The organism is Streptomyces sp. NPDC052114 (assembly GCF_040680155.1).
Classification (GTDB): Bacteria; Actinomycetota; Actinomycetes; order Streptomycetales; family Streptomycetaceae; genus Streptomyces.
In genome coordinates, this window is the sequence record NZ_JBFAWC010000001.1 from 780,514 (window position 1) to 796,661 (window position 16,148).

At 72.5% G+C, this 16,148-nt stretch carries 17 protein-coding genes; 4 read left to right on the forward strand and 13 right to left on the reverse strand.

Annotated elements, in window-relative coordinates:
- Positions 1-22 precede the first annotated feature (22 nt).
- Complete coding sequence (locus tag AB0L89_RS03300; RefSeq protein WP_365133387.1) at positions 23-520, reverse strand: GNAT family N-acetyltransferase; 498 nt, start codon at positions 518-520, stop codon at positions 23-25.
- A 54-nt stretch (positions 521-574) separates the two neighbouring features.
- Between AB0L89_RS03300 and AB0L89_RS03305 the strand changes: the two genes are divergently transcribed.
- Positions 575-1,591 (forward strand): small ribosomal subunit Rsm22 family protein, encoded by a 1,017-nt coding sequence (locus tag AB0L89_RS03305; protein ID WP_365133390.1) that lies wholly within the window; start codon positions 575-577, stop codon positions 1,589-1,591.
- 39 nt (positions 1,592-1,630) lie between these two features.
- On the opposite strand, the gene AB0L89_RS03310 is transcribed toward AB0L89_RS03305, so the two are convergent.
- Positions 1,631-2,122 (reverse strand): hypothetical protein, encoded by a 492-nt coding sequence (locus tag AB0L89_RS03310; RefSeq protein ID WP_365133393.1) that lies wholly within the window; start codon positions 2,120-2,122, stop codon positions 1,631-1,633.
- 205 nt (positions 2,123-2,327) lie between these two features.
- On the opposite strand from AB0L89_RS03310, the gene AB0L89_RS03315 reads away from it, so the two are divergent.
- Positions 2,328-4,328: a glycoside hydrolase gene (locus AB0L89_RS03315; RefSeq protein ID WP_365133396.1), complete on the forward strand. Its 2,001-nt coding sequence runs from the start codon at positions 2,328-2,330 to the stop codon at positions 4,326-4,328.
- Here the strand turns inward: AB0L89_RS03315 and ddaH are convergent.
- Together ddaH and AB0L89_RS03325 are read right to left on the reverse strand one after the other, a co-directional pair.
- A complete protein-coding gene (ddaH, locus tag AB0L89_RS03320; RefSeq protein WP_365133399.1) occupies positions 4,325-5,158 on the reverse strand; it encodes a dimethylargininase in 834 nt (277 codons plus the stop codon). The genes AB0L89_RS03315 and ddaH overlap by 4 nt on opposite strands.
- 138 nt (positions 5,159-5,296) lie before the next feature.
- Positions 5,297-5,479 (reverse strand): DUF6243 family protein, encoded by a 183-nt coding sequence (locus AB0L89_RS03325; RefSeq protein ID WP_365133402.1) that lies wholly within the window; start codon positions 5,477-5,479, stop codon positions 5,297-5,299.
- Between the two features lie 158 nt (positions 5,480-5,637).
- On the opposite strand from AB0L89_RS03325, the gene AB0L89_RS03330 reads away from it, so the two are divergent.
- Complete coding sequence (locus AB0L89_RS03330; protein WP_365133405.1) at positions 5,638-6,285, forward strand: TetR/AcrR family transcriptional regulator; 648 nt, start codon at positions 5,638-5,640, stop codon at positions 6,283-6,285.
- Here AB0L89_RS03330 and AB0L89_RS03335 read toward each other — a convergent pair.
- Positions 6,260-7,201 carry a glycerophosphodiester phosphodiesterase gene (locus AB0L89_RS03335; protein ID WP_365133408.1) on the reverse strand — a complete coding sequence of 314 codons (942 nt, stop codon included), beginning with the start codon at positions 7,199-7,201 and terminating at the stop codon, positions 6,260-6,262. The two genes, AB0L89_RS03330 and AB0L89_RS03335, sit on opposite strands and share 26 nt — an antisense overlap.
- A gap of 169 nt (positions 7,202-7,370) precedes the next feature.
- Between AB0L89_RS03335 and AB0L89_RS03340 the strand changes: the two genes are divergently transcribed.
- Positions 7,371-8,108, forward strand: coding sequence for a bifunctional DNA primase/polymerase (locus AB0L89_RS03340; RefSeq protein ID WP_365133411.1), 738 nt, complete (start codon positions 7,371-7,373; stop codon positions 8,106-8,108).
- Positions 8,109-8,135: 27 nt separating this feature from the next.
- Here the strand turns inward: AB0L89_RS03340 and AB0L89_RS03345 are convergent, their stop codons facing one another.
- The 8 genes from AB0L89_RS03345 to AB0L89_RS03380 form a co-directional block, all read right to left on the reverse strand.
- A complete protein-coding gene (locus AB0L89_RS03345) occupies positions 8,136-9,122 on the reverse strand; it encodes a hypothetical protein (RefSeq protein ID WP_365133413.1) in 987 nt (328 codons plus the stop codon).
- 76 nt (positions 9,123-9,198) lie between these two features.
- The gene (locus AB0L89_RS03350; RefSeq protein ID WP_365133416.1) at positions 9,199-9,540 is read right to left on the reverse strand and encodes a hypothetical protein; all 342 of its coding nucleotides are present in this window, start codon (positions 9,538-9,540) and stop codon (positions 9,199-9,201) included.
- Between the two features lie 80 nt (positions 9,541-9,620).
- Positions 9,621-10,475, reverse strand: a complete 855-nt coding sequence (gene efeU, locus AB0L89_RS03355) for an iron uptake transporter permease EfeU (protein WP_365133419.1) — start codon at positions 10,473-10,475, stop codon at positions 9,621-9,623.
- Between the two features lie 3 nt (positions 10,476-10,478).
- Positions 10,479-11,726 (reverse strand): iron uptake transporter deferrochelatase/peroxidase subunit, encoded by a 1,248-nt coding sequence (efeB, locus tag AB0L89_RS03360; RefSeq protein WP_365133422.1) that lies wholly within the window; start codon positions 11,724-11,726, stop codon positions 10,479-10,481.
- Positions 11,727-11,736: 10 nt separating this feature from the next.
- Positions 11,737-12,903 (reverse strand): iron uptake system protein EfeO, encoded by a 1,167-nt coding sequence (gene efeO / locus AB0L89_RS03365; RefSeq protein ID WP_365133992.1) that lies wholly within the window; start codon positions 12,901-12,903, stop codon positions 11,737-11,739.
- Positions 12,904-13,110: 207 nt separating this feature from the next.
- On the reverse strand, positions 13,111-13,977 hold the full coding sequence (locus AB0L89_RS03370; protein ID WP_365133425.1) for a heme ABC transporter ATP-binding protein: 867 nt from the start codon (positions 13,975-13,977) through the stop codon (positions 13,111-13,113).
- On the reverse strand, positions 13,974-15,071 hold the full coding sequence (locus AB0L89_RS03375; protein WP_365133428.1) for an iron ABC transporter permease: 1,098 nt from the start codon (positions 15,069-15,071) through the stop codon (positions 13,974-13,976). The genes AB0L89_RS03370 and AB0L89_RS03375 overlap by 4 nt, the downstream gene beginning before the upstream one ends.
- Entirely contained in the window at positions 15,068-16,087 is a 1,020-nt protein-coding gene (locus AB0L89_RS03380; protein WP_365133431.1) for an ABC transporter substrate-binding protein, read from the reverse strand. The genes AB0L89_RS03375 and AB0L89_RS03380 overlap by 4 nt, the downstream gene beginning before the upstream one ends.
- Positions 16,088-16,148 lie beyond the last annotated feature (61 nt).

The following is a 16,148-nucleotide window of genomic DNA, read 5'->3' on the forward strand; positions in this document are numbered from 1 at the left end:
GGCCGCGGCGGCCACCGGCGCGCTACAGCGCCCTGCGGAAGCAGACCCGGTGGTGGCCCGGCCCGTCGTAGTCGCTGTGCACCGGCACCCCGGCGACCTCGCGGTCGCCCGGTTCCAGGGCGAAGCCCATGGCCCGGTGGAAGGCGATGGAGCGGGCGTTGTGCGGCGAGGTGACCGAGCGGACCTCCTTCCGGCCGGCCGCGGCGGCCCGCCGGAAGAACTCCTCGTACAGCGCGCGGCCCACGCCCTGCCCGCGCAGCCCGGGGGCGACGCCGACGAAGTGGATGTAGGCGCCGTGGTCGTCGTCACCGGAGTACAGGCCGATCAGGAAGGCCCGGATCTCCCCGCCCCGCTCCAGGACCAGGCTGGTGTGCGCGAAGAACTGCAGGAACAGTCTGGGCAGCAGCAGGGACAGCTCCCTGGACTGGTCGGGGGAGTGGGTGTCGCCCCACCAGCTCTGTACGCGCTCGATGATCGCGGGGTGGTCGGACACCGTGGCCCGGCGCGGCTGTGTGCTCATCGCTCTCCCTCTCTCCTTGCTCCCGCTCCCCTCCTACCCCCGTAGAATCACGGGGTGAACGCCCCGATTTCCCCGGCCTTCCCGGCCTCCCCGGCAGCGACCCTGCGCACCGCCCTCGCCGGGCTCCTGGACGGCCTCCCGCCCAAGCAGGCGACCCAGGCCGTCGACCGGCTCATCGCCAACTACCGGGGCCGTACGCCGACCGACGCCCCGATCCTGCGCGACCGCGCGGACGTCGCCGCCTACGCCGCGTACCGCATGCCCGCGACCTTCGAGGCGGTGCGCTCCTCGCTCGGCGCGCTGGCGGACGCCGCGCCCGAGGGGTGGGCGCCCGGGAGCCATGTGGACGTGGGCGGCGGGACCGGCGCGGCGACCTGGGCGGTCGCGGCGACCTGGCCGCAGGAGCGGCCCGTGACGGTCCTCGACTGGGCCGAACCGGCGCTGGAGCTGGGCCGTGAACTGGCGGGCGCGGTGCCCCAGCTGGGCGCGGCGCGCTGGCAGCGCTCTCGTATCGGAGCGTCGCTCGCCATCGAGAGCACCGATCTCGTCACGGTGTCGTACGTCCTCGGGGAGCTGACCGAGGCCGACCGCGGCTCGGTCGTCGACGCGGCGGCCGACGCGGCCGCGCAGGCCGTCGTCGTCATCGAGCCCGGCACCCCCGACGGCTACGCGCGCGTCATGGCGGCCCGCGACCGGCTCGTCGCTGCGGGATTCCGGATCGCCGCCCCCTGCCCGCACAGCGCGGCCTGCCCCATCGTGCCCGGCACGGACTGGTGCCACTTCTCGGCACGGGTCAGCAGGTCGTCCCTGCACCGCCAGGTCAAGGGCGGCTCACTGGCGTACGAGGACGAGAAGTTCAGCTATGTCGCGGCGGTCCGCTTCGACCCCGCGCCGCCGCCGTCCCGCGTGGTGCGCCGCCCCCAGATCCGCAAGGGCCAGGTCCTGCTCGACCTGTGCGAGGCGGAAGAGGAGCTGCGCCGCCAGACCGTGACCAAGCGCCACGGCTCCCTCTACCGCGCCGCCCGCGACGCGGACTGGGGCGACGCGTGGCCGCCCCGGCCCGCGGACTGACGCGGCGGACCGGGGCGGCGGCACGAGCGGCCGGACCGATCAGGCGCCGGCGCCCCAGCTGCCCTGGTTGACGGAGCAGTTCCAGCCGGTCCCGTGCACGGTGAAGTTCACCTTGTAGGAACGGCTGTTCAGCAGGTGCGTGCGCACCCGGAAGCCGAGGCTGGCCTTGCCCGCCAGGCTCTTGTCGTACACCGAGACCTTCTTCGTCGTCCGGTGGGTGACCTTGCCGCCCTTGGGCGTCGCCTTGCCGAAGCGGACGTTCTTGGCGTTGGTCACGGTGAAGGTGACCTTCTTGATGCTCTTCGTGCTCTTGTTCTTGATGCCGAAGTACAGCCCGCCGTTGGTCACCCAGCCGTTCCGGTCGATCTGGAAACGCGAGGTGTAGACGATGTCGATCGGGCAGCCGGCGACGGCGCGCGGAGCGGCGGACGGCGCGGCCGTGCCGCTCGCCGCGGAAGCGGAGCCTGCCAGGCCCAGCTGAGCGGCGGTGAGGGCCCCCGCGGTGGCCAGGACTGCGGCGGACGTGCGCATGCGGTTCACTGCGCTGATACCTCTTCTTCCCCCTGTGGGCCCGGGACGGACCCAACTGTTCGGTTGTCGCCACGCGTTCGCACACGGGCGTGACACAGGACGGTCTGTGTACCTGTGCGTCCGTATTGTTAGCACGCCCCAGGCCACCTGGCTGAATCGGGCCGCCTCTTAAGAGGTTCTTAGGAGCGGTGACTATCCAGTCCCCATGCCCACGAAGATCACGTCACCCGGCCATGCCCGCAGGCGGCCGGAGACCCGTTTCCTCGCCCTGTCCGTCGCCCTGGCGGTCGTCGCCGCCGGCGCCACCACGTACGCCGTCACCGCCGGCGCCGAACCGCCGCGCGGCACCCGCGTCGAACTGCCCGTCGACGGCGGCACCGCCGTCGTCGACACCGCCTCGCTCGCCGTGCGCGCCCGCACCCGCGACGGCCGCGACCTCGCCCTGTCCGACGCCGCCGCCACCGACCTCGGCGCGCCGGGCCCGGTGACCCGCACCGGCCGCGACCGGGCCCGCTGGAGCTTTCCCGCGCGCGGCATCGACGTCACCGCCCGCACCGACCACGGCCGCCTCTCCCTGAGCCTGAAGGCGCACCGCGACACCTCCGTCGGCTGGCCCGTCACCGGCACCGACGCCACCACCTCCGCCCTCCAACTCCCGCGCGGCGAAGGCCTGGACATCCCCGTCGGGGACCCCTTCTGGACCACCGGCGAGGGCGCGCTCGCGGGCAGCACCGTCGACGTGGGCGCCGAGCTGACCCTGCCGCTGTGGGGCCACTCCCTGGGCGGGCGCACCGGCGTCAGCTACCTCACCCCCACCGACCTCGGCACCACCCTCGCCTTCACCGCGCCCGGCGGCCGGCTGCGCGCCACCGCCGAGCACGCCTTCGACGGCGGCGACGGCACCCGCGACTACACCGTCACCTTCGCCCTGACCGACGGCAGCCCCGTCGCGCCCGCCGCCGACTACCGCTCCTACCTCGCCGAACGCGGCGAGCTCGGCAGCCTGAAGAAGAAGATCGCCAAGAACCCGGACACCGCGAAGCTCCTCGGCGCCTTCCACGCCTACCTCTGGGGCGACGCCCGCAAGGCCCCCGCGATCGCGCGGCTGCGCGCGCTCGGCGTCGACCGGATGTGGCTCGGCTACGACGGGAAGCCCTACCCCGGCAAGGAGATGGTGAGCGCCGCGAAGAAGGCCGGGTACCTCGTCGGCCCCTACGACTCCTTCGCCAACGGCCAGGACCCGAGGACCGCCGACGCCCCGAACGCGGTGTGGCCGGGCACCGTCTACCCCGACTTCTGCGTGCGCGACGCGAAGGGCGGGCCCGTGACCGGCTTCGGCGGCCGCGGCTGCTACCTCAGCGCGCGCGCCTTCGCACAGGCCGAGCCCCGCCACCACTACCTGGCCGGGCGCACCCGCTCGATGGTCGCCAACGGCGCCGACAGCTACTTCCTCGACGTCGACGCCACCGGCGAGCTCTTCCGCGACCACGACCGCGCCCACCCGATGACCAAGGCCGAGGACCGCGCGCTGCGCCTCGCGCGGATGCGCCGCATCGCCGCCACGGGACAGGGCCTCGTCCTCGGCTCCGAGACCGCCCAGGCCTGGGCGAACACGGTGCTCGCCTTCGACCACGGCGCGGGCACCCCGGCCGCCGACGGCCTGTGGAAGCTGGAGAAGGACCGCGAGAAGTGGGGCGGCTACTACCCCGAGAACGCCCCCGGGGTCTTCTTCAAGCCGGCCGAGCTGCCCGCGGGACTCGCGAAGGCGATGTACGACCCCCGCTACCGCGCCCCGCTCTACGAGACCGCCCTGCACGGCTCCCTGGTCAACACCGAGCGCTGGGAGCTCTCCTACGAGAAGCTCCCGCGCCAGAAGACCACCCGCGCCCTGCTGGCGATGCTCTACAACACGCCGCTCAACTACGTCCTGGACGGCCCGTCGATCGAGCGGCACGGCGCCGGACTGGCCGCGCTCCAGAAGTACTTCTCGCCCCTGCACCGGGCCGCCGGCACCGAGCCCCTGACCTCCTTCCGCTTTCTGACGGGCGACCGCACCGTCCAGCGCACGGTCTTCGGCAGGGGCACGCTGACCGTCACGGCCAACTTCGGCACGACGGCGTACCGGGGGCTGCCGGGCGGCTGCGTCGACGCCCGGCTGAAGGGCGACGACGCGCCGCGCAGGCTCTGCCCGGCGAAGCGGGGTTAGGGCCGCAGCTCCTGCGTGCAGCACTTCACGCTGCCGCCGCCCTTGAGCAGCTCGGACAGGTCGAGCCCGAGGGGTTCGTAGCCGCGCTCGCGCAGCGGCTCGAAGAGGCCGAGCGCGGCCTGCGGGAGCAGGACGTGGAGCCCGTCTGAGACGGCGTTGAGCCCGAACGCCGCCGCGTCGGGCTCCTCGACGACCAGTGCGTCGGGGAAGAGCCGCTCCAGGACGGCGCGGCTGCCGGGCGAGAAGGCGGGCGGGTAGTACATGACCTCGTCCGCCGCGTCGTCCAGGACCGCGAGCGCGGTGTCCAGGTGGTAGTAGCGGGGGTCGATGAGGTCGAGCCCGATGACCGGGCGGCCGAAGAACTCCTGGGCCTCGCCGTGCGAGAGCGGGCTGGCCCGGAAGCCGCGCCCGGCCAGGACGTAGGAGGAGGTGACGGCGAAGTCGCCCTCGCCCTCGTTGATGTGGGTCGGTTCGTGGATCTCGGTGAAGCCGTGCGCGCGGAACCACTCCAGGTGGGCCGCCGCCTCCTGCTCGCGCTCGCGGTAGGCGAAGCGGGCGCCGAGGACGCGCCCCTCGACGACGGTCGCGCCGTTCGCGGCGAACACCATGTCCGGCAGGTCGGGCACGGGGGTGAGCTCCTCGACGGTGTGGCCGAGCGAGCGGTAGCGGTCGCGCAGGTCCTCCCACTGGGCGACGGCCAGGGGTACGTCGACCGGCTTGGCGGGGTCCATCCAGGGGTTGATGGAGTACGTGACCTTGAAGTGTGCCGGTGAGCACATGAGATAGCGCCGGGGTGTGGCGCGCCGAGGAAGGCGAGGAAGAGGGGACAACGAAAGCTCCTCACGTACCGCAGGGTCAGTTGCTGCCCGTGATGGGGCAGTTGCTGTTCATAGTGCGGTGTGAGGAGCTTTCGCGCAGTGAACTGAACGGGTGGTTGCGAGCGTCACACCGCCACCCGTGTCGCCGGCTCACGCACGGCCGTGCGTCTCGCGGCCCTCCTGGAGTCTGCGCAGCAGCTCGCGCTTCTGTTCCTGGGGGCTGAGCCCGCCGCCGACACGGCCGCCGCCGCGCCCGCCGCGCAGGTCCTTGCGCGAGAGGTTGCTGCGGGTGCCGCCGACGCCCAGCATGTTTCCGGATCCGCTTCGGGTCATGGGTGCCTCCACATCGTCTTCATCGGAACCCGCGAGGCCGTCGGGGCCGTCGCGTGCCCGGCGAGACGGTTCGTCTCGCTTCGGGTTCCACTATTGGCGAGACGCCGCGTCTTGTCAAGACGGTACGTCTCGGCTCGCCCGCTGCTACATTCGACGGCATGGCCACCCAGAAGACCGCCCCTGACTCCACGCGCCGCAGCGAACGTTCGCGCCGCGCGATCTACGACGCCGCCCTCGCCCTCGTCGGCGAGGTCGGCTACGCCAAGCTGACGATCGAGGCCATCGCGGCCCGCGCCGGCGTCGGCAAGCAGACGATCTACCGCTGGTGGTCGTCCAAGGGCGCCGTCCTGCTCGACGCCTTCCTCGACCTCGCCGAACAGGCGTCGCAGCAGGCCGCCGAGAGCGCGGGCGAGGACGGGGCCGCGACCGAGATCCCGGACTCCGGCGACCTGGAGGCCGACCTCAAGTACGTGATGCGGGCCACCGTCGACGAGTTCAACGACCCCAAGTACGACGCCCCCTACCGCGCGCTCGCCGCCGAGGGGCTGCTCAACCCCGAGCTCGGCGCCGAGTTCGTGGAGAAGCTCCTCGAACCGCAGCTCCAGCTGTACGTGAAGCGGGTGCGCCGGGCGCAGGAGGCGGGCCAGGTCGCGCCCGAGGTCGACCCCCGCATCGCGCTGGAGCTGTGGGCGGGCCCGCTCGCCCAGCGCTGGCTGATGCGCTCGGGCCCGCTCACCCACGCCTACGTCGACAAGCTCGTCGAGTACGCGCTGTACGGCATCACGCCGCGCCCCCGGCCGTCCTGACCCGCTGCGCCGGCGCGGACCGCCCGGACGCCTTGACCGACTTGGACCGCTCGGACGCCTTGACCGGCTTCGACCGCTTGGACCGCTTGGGCGGCTTGATCGGCGTACGCGAGAGCAGGCCCGGCGCGTCCGTGATGACGCCGTTGCAGCCCAGCCGCAGCACCCGGTCGCGCTGCTTCGGCGTCGTCACCGTGTGCGCCCACACCCGCGGGATGCCCGAGTTGACCGCGCGCACCAGATCGGCGTCACGGGCCTTGTAGTCCACGTCCAGGACGTCCACGAACGACGCCCACTGCTCGGGCCGGTCGGTGCGCATCTGCGTCTTGGAGCGCCACAGCTGCGCCAGCAGCCCCAGCCGGTGGGCGCCGCGGGAGACCGCGGGGTCGTTGGTGTTCACGAAGACCGAGCGGGTCAGGCCCCGCGCCCGGATCAGCCGGGCGAGCGCCTTGAGGCTCTGCGGATCCTTGGCCTCCAGCATCAGCATGATCCGCCCGCCGAACCGGTCGAGCACCTCCGCGACCGTCGGCGGGCGCTCGGGCCGCCAGCTGTCCGGCAGCCCCGTGGTCGGGCGCAGCAGCACGCCCTCCCACTCGTCCCGGTCCAGGCCGCGCACCGGCCCCGACTCGTACGTGGTGCGGTCCAGCGTGTCGTCGTGCATGACCACCAGCGTGCCGTCGCGCAGCATCCGGGTGTCGAAGTCGATGACCTGGGCGGTGCCGCGCTCGAACGCGGCGACCAGGCCCGACATGCTGTTCTCCGGCACCTCCAGGGCTCCGCCGCGGTGGGCGGTGTAGACGACGCGGGGGAGCGCGTCCACGGTCAGGGGGCCGCCGCCCCACTCGATCGGGGCGAGGAAGCCGTTCGGTGCCGTGAGGGCCAGCGCCGTGACGCCTGTCAGCACAGTCCTGATGACCATGGCGACCACGGTAGGCGTGCAAATCCCGTCTTCGTACGCAATGACGCGCTATGTCGTCCAGCGGCTGGCATCACCCCGGCTACCCCGGATGTGGGCTCCGGCCCCCCGGGGCGCAGGATGGTGGGACCATGAGTCATGCTTTCGGCACAACGGCGAGGTGAGGGGCTAGATGGGCGCGGAGTACGGCAGCCGGTCCGGCGTACAGGGCAGGATCTCCCAGTGGCTCCGCCGCCGTCCCAAGGACACGGCGGGAGATGACGGGGCCCGGGAGGGCCTGCTGGTCGCCGCCGCCGCGGCCGGTCTGCCGCTCGCCCCGGCCGCGCATCCGTCGGGATACCGATGTTCGTGCGACCGCATCGGCTGTCCCACCCCCGCACGGCACCCCGTCTCCTTCGCCTGGCAGACGCAGTCCACGACGGACCGCTCCCAGATCGAGCGCTGGGCCCGCCACCAGCCGCAGGCCAACTTCATCACCGCCACCGGCATGGTCCACGACGTCCTGGACGTCCCCCTGGAGGCCGGGCTCGACGCCCTGGAGCGGCTCCTGGCCGCCGGCATCGAGGTCGGGCCCGTCGCCGAGTCGGGCGGCAGCAACGGCCAGGGCCGGCTGCTCTTCTACACCGCCACCCGCGGCACCCCCGAGGACGAGGACGAGTGGTGGCCCTGCGAGCTGGACTGCCACCCCGAGACCATGGACGAGCACCCCGGGCTGCGCTGGCACTGCCGCGGTTCCTACGTCCTGGTGCCGCCCGCCCGGCTCCCCGGTGACCTGGAGGTGCGCTGGGTGCGCGGCCCCGAGCACCCGCTGCCGGACCCGCTGACGCTCCTGGAGACCCTCACGGACGCCTGCGCGCGCGTGGTGGGCGAGCCCCAACAGGACGCCGCCGCCTGGCCGTTGCGCGGCTGAGCCCGTTCGGCGGGGCGCCCGGGAGGGCTACTCGCCCTTGGCGCCCGTCAGGCCCTGGATGCGGCCCAGGAACGTCACCTTGTCGCCGCCCGACTTCTTCGGGTCGACGACCACCTGGTTGGAGACCCGGTCCAGCGTCAGGGACTGCTTCACCTCGCCCTTGAGCAGGGCCTTCGCGTCCGGCTCGACCTTCGGGCTCAGTCCCTTGGACGCGGTCTGCCGCTCGTAGTGGCGGGTGGAGAAGAACACCAGCGCGTCGCCGTCCGCGGTGCGCAGCCCCAGCGGCGCGAACGAGCCGCCGTTCTCCGGCTCGTCGATGTACTGCACGGCCAGGCCCGCCCGCTTGGAGTTCCGCTCGCGGAAGGCCTTCCAGCCGGTCGTGTGGCCGCCCGGCGCGAAGAGGTCGCCGCCCGACTTCAGGAACGACGTGTACTCCTTGCCGAGATCGGCGGGGGCCGCGGCGAGGTTCTTCGTGTCCGCCTCCACGGGCACGGCCCAGCCGTCCGCGTCCTTCTTCAGCTCCGGCATCTTGTCCGGCGACACCAGGCTCAGATAGGTGGCCCGCCACTGCTCGTCGGGGCCGCCCTTGGTGAAGACCCACAGCCAGCGCAGGTCCGAGCGGCGGTTGGCCTTGGTGTCGGCCACGAACCAGCGCGGCCAGCCGGCCTTCTTCGGGATCGCGTACGTGACGTCCGACAGCTCCAGCGGCACGTGCGAGGGGTTGCCGTCGGGGTGCTGCACGCGCCGCGACTTCAGGCCGCCCTGGTTGATGGCGCCGAGGGGGCCGGTGATGCGGGCCGCGTCCAGCGCCGGATCGTCGGCCTTGTCGGCCTTGTTGTACGCGGTGAGGAACTCCTTGAGGGCGCGCTTCGCCTCGGACTTGGTGGCCGAGGGCACGACCTCGCGCTCGCCGTGCACGGTCACGCACCCGCTCGCCGTCAGCGCCAGTGCGGTCACCGCCGTCGACGCCAGCACCGGACGGCCCAGCACGCGAACCCTGCGAACCTTGCTCATCGGATGTCTTCACCTACCCCTTCCCGGGCCCGAACCTTATCGGGCCCGGGAAGGGGTGTGGCGAGGCGGTCGGAACTCAGGGGGTCTGAAGGTTCCCGGCGTAGACCCAGGCGCGGTAGCTGGTGGCGTTGGGGTCGCCGTAGTACCACTTGTTGCCGCTGCTGTTGGTGGTGTAGCAGCGGACGTAGAAGCCCTCGAAGCTGGCGAGGAACTTCTTCTTCGTGTAATTCGAGCCCGGTCCGGTCCACGTCTGGGCGCCGAACGAACTGGCCATCATCTGCTTGTTCTTGATGTTCACCTTGCAGCCCGAGCCGTCGACGGCGGACGCGCCGGTGGCCGTCATGAGCGTGCCGCCGAGCGCCAGCGCCGTGGCCGCGGTCACCGTGGCCAGAGTCTTCCCGAGGCGGGAATTACGCATGGATATGTCCCCCATGGCTAGTTGATGCATTGACGAACGGCGATCATAGGCACGGGAGTTGGATCCCCTGACCGGCAGGGTCAGCCCTGTTCCGGAACGGTTGCTTTGTCCGCGACGCGTTCCGTGCGGGGAGCCGTCCTGGCCGGTGCGAAGAAGAACAGCAGGGTCGGGACCAGGTACAGCAGCCAGACCACGACCTGGACCACCGTCGGGTCGGGCTGGAAGTTGAGGACGCCCTTCAGGAGGGTGCCGTACCAGCTGTCCGGCGGGATCGTCGCGCTGATGTCGAACGCCTTGTCCCGCAGACCGCCGATGAACTCCGCCTCCTGGAGGTCGTGCACGCCGTACGCGAGCACGCCCGCCGCCACGACGATCAGCATCGCGCCCGTCCACGTGAAGAACTTCGCGAGGTTGATGCGGAGCGCGCCCCGGTAGAACAGCCAGCCCAGCGCGACCGCCGTGAGCAGCCCGAGGACCACTCCGATCAGCGGCCCGTGCGAACCGTCGTGGGAGGCCCGCACCGACGCCCACACGAACAGCGCCGTCTCCAGGCCCTCCCGGCCCACGGCGAGGAACGCCGTCGCCACCAGCGCGGCCGTGCCCATCTGCAGTGCCGCGTCGAGCTTGCCGTGCAGCTCGGCCTTCAGGTGCCGCGCCGTGCGCCGCATCCAGAAGACCATCCACGTCACCAGGCCCACCGCGACGATCGACAGCGAACCGCCGAGCGCCTCCTGCGCCTCGAACGTCAGCTCCTGCGAACCGAAGGTCAGCGCGCACCCGAAACCGAGCGCCAGCGCCACCGCGACCCCGATGCCGATCCACACCGGCGCCAGCGCGTCCCGCCGCCCCGTCTTCACCAGGTAGGCGATGAGGATGCAGACGACCAGACTGGCCTCAAGACCCTCGCGCAGGCCGATCAGATAGTTGCCGAACACGGCTCACGCCCCTTCGGAGAACAGGCCCCTGCCCCACCAGTCGTCCTTGGAGCGGACGCCCGGCGGGACCGCGAAGACCGCGGAACCCACGTGCTGGATGTACTCGTTGAGCGCGTCGGAACGCGCCAGGTTGCGCTGCACCGGGATGAAGCCCTTGCGGACGTCCCGCTGGTAGGCGAGGAAGAACAGGCCCGCGTCGAGGCGGCCGAGCCCGTCCGTGCCGTCCGTGAAGGAGTAGCCGCGGCGCAGGATCGTCGCGCCGTCGTTGGCCGAGGGGTGCGCGACGCGCACGTGCGCGCTCGGCTTCATCGCCTTCAGGAACGGCTCGTCGTGCTCCTTGGCCCTGCCGACCGGCGCGCCCTCGCCCTTGTCGCGGCCGAAGATGTCCTCCTGCTCACCGAGCGGGGTGCGGTCCCACGTCTCGATGTTCATGCGGATGCGGCGGGCGACGAGATAGGAGCCGCCCGTCATCCACCCGGGCCCGTCCTTCTCTCCGACCCACACGTGCCGGGCGAGCGCCGCCGCGTCGTCCCCGGAGACATTGCGCGTGCCGTCCTTGAAACCGAAGAGGTTGCGCGGGGTCTGCGCGCCCGGCGTCGTCGACGACGTCTTGCCGAAGCCCAGCTGCGACCAGCGCACCGCGACCTTGCCGAAGCCGATGCGCGCGAGATTGCGGATGGCGTGCACGGCGACCTGCGGGTCGTCCGCGCAGGCCTGTACGCACAGGTCGCCGCCGCTGCGGGCCTTGTCGAGGTTGTCGCCCGGGAACTTCGGCAGCTCGACCAGGGCCTCGGGCCGCTTGTCGTCGAGCCCGAACTTCTCGAACAGGGACGGGCCGAAGCCGATCGTCAGCGTCAGCCGCGACGGCTTGAGGCCCAGCGCCTCGCCCGTGTCGTCCGGCGGCGCCTCGGCGAGCCCGCCGTACGCGCCCTCGCCGACCGCGTGCCCCGCCGTCATCCGTGCCGCGGCCGCCGTCCACTCCTTCAGGAGCGCCACGAACTCCGCGCGGTCGTCCGTCTTCACGTCGAACGCCGCGAAGTGCAGCCGGTCCTGGACGGCGGTCGCGATGCCGGCCTGGTGCGCGCCGTGGAAGGCGACCGCCGATCCGGCCTCTGCGACCGGCGCCGCCTCGTCGCCGGAACCGGCCATCGCCACCGCGCCGCCCGCCGCGGCCGCGCCGAGCGCGAGCCCGGCACCGCCCCAGCCGAGCAGCGAACGCCGCGACGGTGTACGGGAGTTGTCCTCGGACATCCGTCCCCCTCTACTTGGCCTTGACGATGGCCGCGGCCAGCTTCGACAGCGGCTCGGCCAGCGCGTTGACGCCGTCCTGCAACTCCTTGACGTCCGCCTTGCCGACCTTGTCGTACGACGTGAACTCATAGGAGTCGGCGCCGCCCACGCGGTGCTTGTCCAGGAGCTTGCCGAGGGCCGCGAACTGCTTGTCGAGCTCCTTGGCGAGCTTCGGGTCGTTCTCCGCGGCCACGGGCTTGAGCAGCTCGTACGACTTCTGGGCACCCTCGACGTTGGCCTTGAAGTCGACCAGGTCGGTGTGCGAGTAGCGCTCCTCCTCGCCGGTGACCTTGCCGGTGGCGACCTCGTCGAGCAGCTCCTTGGCGCCGTTGGCCATGGACGTCGGGGTGATCTCCGCCTTGCCGACCCGCTTCTGCCAGTCCGCGAGGTCCTTGTCGAGCAGCGTGGCGAGCTCCTTCTCGCGCTTGCCGATCTTCTTGTCCTTCCACAGCGCCCGCTCCAGGCGGTGCCAGCCCGTCCAGTCCTTCTCGACGTCCTGGCCCTCCTCCAGGCCGTCCTCGCGGACGTCGACCTTCGGGTCGATGTCGCCGAAGGACTCGGCCACGGGCTCGGTGCGCTCCCAGCCGATGCGGGAGGTGGCGTACGCCTTCTTCGCCGCCGCCAGGTCGCCCTCGCGCACGGCGTCGGTGAACGCCTTCGTCTTCGGCAGCGTCTCGTCGGCCTGCGCCTGCGCGTAGGCGCGGTACTCGGCGACGGCCTTGTCCAGGCGCGGGTCACGCTTCGCGGTCTTGCCGCCGCCGCTGACGGTGACCTTCTGCCGGATGCCGTCGCCCTTCATGCCGGGCTTGCAGGCGATGTCGTACGTGCCCGCCTTCACCTCGGCGGTCAGCTTCTGCTTGGTGCCGGGGCCGATGTTCTCGCGCTCGCTGACGATGCGGTCGTCGGGGAAGAGGATGTAGACCTCGGTGACCTTGGAGCCCTTGTTCTCGATGGCCAGCTCGACGTGGCCCGCCGGGAGCTCCTTCTTGGAGACCTCGCACGTGTCGTCGGTGGCGGTCACGTTCACGGTGCGCGCGCCGCCGCCCTTGGCGTCGCTCTTCTCCGTGCAGCCGGTGACGGCGGTCAGGGCCGCGGCCGTGGCGATGGCGGTCACGACGGACAGGCGGGCAGGTCGCACGGGGCGCACGAGTCGCATAGAGGGCTCCAAGAAATGGTTCACGGACGGGCGCCGACCACACCGCAAGCCGGTGAGGCGGACCTAACTTAACCGAGCCTTACCTCGGTGATACCCGTCCGATCCGTGATTCAGCTCTCAAGCTTCACGGGCGCTCACAGCCCGATCACGGACGGCTGATGGACCCCCCATGACCAGGCAAAGCAACGGTCAAGCGGAGGCGTCCGCGGCCGCGGGACCGCGCAGCGGAGCGACCACGGGAGCGCCCGTGCGCGGATGCGGGAAGACCTCGACCGGCTGCCGGTACACCTCCGACAGGAGCCCCTCCTCGAACACCTCGCCGGGTGCGCCCTCCGCCGCGACCGCACCGCCGCGCAGCACCGCCACCCGGTCCGCGTACGCCGCCGCGAGCCCCAGGTCGTGCAGCACCACCACGACCGCGTCACCGGCCGCCGCCCGCTCCCGGCAGATCCGCAGGACCAGCTCCTGATGGCGCAGGTCGAGCGCGGCCGTCGGCTCGTCGAGCAGCAGCAGCGGCGCGCGCTGGGCGAGGACGCGGGCCAGCGCGACCCGGGCCCGCTCGCCGCCGCTCAGCGCCGAGAACGGCCGCGCGGCGAAGCCGCCCACCTCGGTGGCCGCCATCGCCTCCCGCACGATCCGGTCGTCGTCGTCCGCGAGGCGCGTGCCGGCCCACGGCGCGCGGCCCATCCGTACGACCTCCTCGACCACGAAGGGGAAGGAGAGCGCGGCGGACTGCGGGAGCACGGCCCGGCGCAGCGCCAGTTCGGGCGCGGGCCAGCCGGACGCGGGGCGGCCGCAGACGCGGACGACGCCTTCGTCGGGCGCCAGGTCGGCGGCCAGCGCGGCCAGCAGCGTCGACTTGCCCGCGCCGTTCGGGCCGACCAGGGCGAGCACCTCGCCCGCGCGGGCGGCCAGCGACACCCCCGAGAGGACGTCGCGTCCGCCGAGCCGCACCCGCAGGCCCTCGGCCTCGGCGAGCACCTCCCCGGCCCGCGTCGGTCCGGGCAGCGCCCGCTCGCGCCCCGTGAAGAGCCGCCTGCTCCACCGCCCGGTCATGCCCAGCCTCCTTGCCTGCGACGGGTCCTGCGCAACAGCCAGAAGAAGAACGGGCTGCCGAAGAGCGCGGTGAGCACGCCCAGCGGCAGCTCGGCGGGCGCCGCCACCGTCCGCGCGGCCAGATCGGCCGCGACCAGGACGAGGGCACCGCCGAGCGCGCTGCCGGGCACGAGGAAGCGGTGCCCGGGGCCCGCGGCCATCCGCAGCAGATGCGGCACGAGCAGGCCGACGAAGGTGATGATCCCCGCGACGGCCACGGCGGCCGCGGTCAGCAGGGCCACCACGAGCACCAGGACGAGCCGCAGCCGCTCGACGTCCACGCCCAGGTGCCGGGCGGGCCGCTCGCCGAGCGCGAGCAGGTCCAGCTTGCGCGCGTACAACGGTGCCACGGCGAGCCCGAGCAGCGCGCACGGCAGCACGGCGAGCACCTTCGGCCAGGTCGCCTGCGCCAGCGAACCGAGCTGCCAGAAGGTGATCTGGCTGATCTGCGCGTTGTCCGCGAAGAAGATGCACAGACCGATCAGCGCGCCCGCGAAGGCGTTCACGGCGATGCCGGTGAGGATCAGCGTGACGACCTCGGTGCGGCCGCCGCTGCGCGACATCACGTACACGAGCAGCACGGTCGCGAGCCCGGCGACGAACGCGCAGACCGTCACCGTCCAGTTCCCGAGGAAGCTCAGGCCGAGCGCGATGGAGGCGACGGCGCCGACCGCCGCGCCGGAGGAGATCCCGATGACGCCCGGCTCGGCGAGCGGATTGCCGAACACGCCCTGCATCAGGGCGCCCGCGCACCCCAGCGAGGCGCCGACGAGCAGCGCGAGCACGACGCGCGGCAGCCGCACGTTCCACAGCACGCTCTCGCCGACCCGGTCCAGCGCGGCCCCGCCGAGGCCCATGCGGTGCTGGAGGGAGGAGAGGACGTCGCCGAGCGGGATGTCGTAGGCGCCGATGCCGGCGGAGAGGAGGCAGAGCAGGACGAGGGCGGCCACCAGGGCCACGGTCAGCGGGAGCGCGGCGCCGCGACGGCGGGGAGTGTCCCGGGAGGGTGCCGGGGGCGCGTCGTCGGCCACGGACTCCTTGGCGAGCACGGTCACTTGGCGTCCCCGTAGAGCTGCGCCACCAGCGACTTCAGGACCTGGTCGGTGCGCGGGCCGTAGTTGAGGAGCACGCCGTCGTCGACGGAGACGATGCGGCGGTCCAGGCCGGCCGGGGTCTCGGCGACGCCCGGCACCTTCAGCAGGCCGTCGACGCCGTCCACCGACTCCAGGCCCTTCGTCATCACGAGGATCGCGTCGGGCGCGGCCTTGGCGAGCGCCTCGCTGGTGATCGCCGTGAAGTCCTTCCGCAGTCCTGACGCCTTGCCCGCGTCGACCGCGCCCGCCGCCTCCAGGAGCGAACTCGCCCCGGACTCGCGGCCGCCGAGCAGATAGACGGAGGCCGAGCCGCGCAGATAGAGGAAGGCGACCCGCGGCTTCTTCTCGCGGGCGGCCGCCGGGACCGAGGCGCGGACCTCGTCGATCCGCCGCTCGGTACGGCGCGTCAGTTCGGCGCCCGACTTCCGCACGCCCAGCGCCTTCGCCACCGCCTCGATGCGCGGGCCCACGTCGTCGAGGCTCTTGGCCGGGTCGAACACGACGAGGGGGATGCCCGCGTCGCGGATCTGCTCGACGGCCTCGGCGGGCCCGGTCGTGGTGTCCGCGAGGACGACGGTCGGCTTCAGCGACAGCACGCTCTCCGCCGAGACGTCGTGCGCCCGCGTCACGACGGGCAGCTTCTCGGCCTGGTCGAAGGTGGCGGTGATGTCGCGCGCCACGACGTTCTTCCCGAGGCCCAGGGTGAAGACGATCTCGTTCAGGCTGCCGGTGAGCGGCACGATGCGGCGGGTGTCCTTCACCGTCACCTCGTGGCCGTCGGCCGAGGTGACCGTGGCGGGGAGCGCGGGCTTCGCGGCCGTGCTGAGCGGTTCGACGCGGTCGGGGGAGTGGGCGGCCGCCCGGGTGCCGGCCTTCGGCGACCGCGTTCCGCCGCCGTCGTCGGAGGTCCCGCATCCGGTGAGACCGAGGGCGAGTACGGCGGCCCACGCGCCGGCGATACGGAGTGAGCGCGGCATGCGCACCGAAGTCCACCGTCCTGTCGTGCGGTTGGGGTCGGACGCCTCCGTCGTTCGGGGC

Bases quoted from the DNA above. Each gene is read 5' to 3' on its own strand.
- AB0L89_RS03300 (WP_365133387.1), bottom strand. From the start codon at position 520: ATGAGCACACAGCCGCGCCGGGCCACGGTGTCCGACCACCCCGCGATC.
- AB0L89_RS03310 (WP_365133393.1), bottom strand. From the start codon at position 2,122: ATGCGCACGTCCGCCGCAGTCCTGGCCACCGCGGGGGCCCTCACCGCC.
- AB0L89_RS03315 (WP_365133396.1), top strand. From the start codon at position 2,328: ATGCCCACGAAGATCACGTCACCCGGCCATGCCCGCAGGCGGCCGGAG.
- AB0L89_RS03325 (WP_365133402.1), bottom strand. From the start codon at position 5,479: ATGACCCGAAGCGGATCCGGAAACATGCTGGGCGTCGGCGGCACCCGC.
- AB0L89_RS03330 (WP_365133405.1), top strand. From the start codon at position 5,638: ATGGCCACCCAGAAGACCGCCCCTGACTCCACGCGCCGCAGCGAACGT.
- AB0L89_RS03335 (WP_365133408.1), bottom strand. From the start codon at position 7,201: ATGGTCATCAGGACTGTGCTGACAGGCGTCACGGCGCTGGCCCTCACG.
- AB0L89_RS03340 (WP_365133411.1), top strand. From the start codon at position 7,371: ATGGGCGCGGAGTACGGCAGCCGGTCCGGCGTACAGGGCAGGATCTCC.
- AB0L89_RS03345 (WP_365133413.1), bottom strand. From the start codon at position 9,122: ATGAGCAAGGTTCGCAGGGTTCGCGTGCTGGGCCGTCCGGTGCTGGCG.
- AB0L89_RS03350 (WP_365133416.1), bottom strand. From the start codon at position 9,540: ATGCGTAATTCCCGCCTCGGGAAGACTCTGGCCACGGTGACCGCGGCC.
- efeB (WP_365133422.1), bottom strand. From the start codon at position 11,726: ATGTCCGAGGACAACTCCCGTACACCGTCGCGGCGTTCGCTGCTCGGC.
- AB0L89_RS03370 (WP_365133425.1), bottom strand. From the start codon at position 13,977: ATGACCGGGCGGTGGAGCAGGCGGCTCTTCACGGGGCGCGAGCGGGCG.
- AB0L89_RS03380 (WP_365133431.1), bottom strand. From the start codon at position 16,087: ATGCCGCGCTCACTCCGTATCGCCGGCGCGTGGGCCGCCGTACTCGCC.